Source organism: Streptomyces ossamyceticus (genome assembly GCF_001418475.1).
GTDB lineage: Bacteria > Actinomycetota > Actinomycetes > Streptomycetales > Streptomycetaceae > Streptomyces > Streptomyces ossamyceticus.
In genome coordinates, this window is sequence record NZ_LIQX01000905.1 from 1,531 (window position 1) to 1,834 (window position 304).

The window sequence follows — 304 nt, forward strand, 5'->3', positions numbered from 1 at the left end:
CGTGGTGGGCCAGCGCCTGGACGGGCGACAGAAGGACGACGTCCTCGAGCACCGGAACGTCCGGATACCGTTCGCGCCACGGACGCAGCGCGTCGGCCAGGACCTGCACCTCGTGGTCCTCCCACGTCGCGCGGTCCCTCTCCGGTACGGCGAACGGCCACTCGGCGGCGCTCGCGGGAAGCGCCCAGGCGTGCACGGCACGGAGACGCACCGCTCGCGCCCGGGCACAGTCGAAGGCGAAATCGACCGCGCTGCCGACAGGGTCCCGCGCGTCGATACCGAGGACGACCTCTCCGGACCGGCG

Annotated in this window: 1 protein-coding gene; it reads right to left on the reverse strand. The window is 73.4% G+C overall.

The window, feature by feature from the left end:
* On the reverse strand, window positions 1–304 hold a 304-nt coding region (locus AOK15_RS40390; RefSeq protein WP_338059960.1), incomplete at both ends, for a universal stress protein.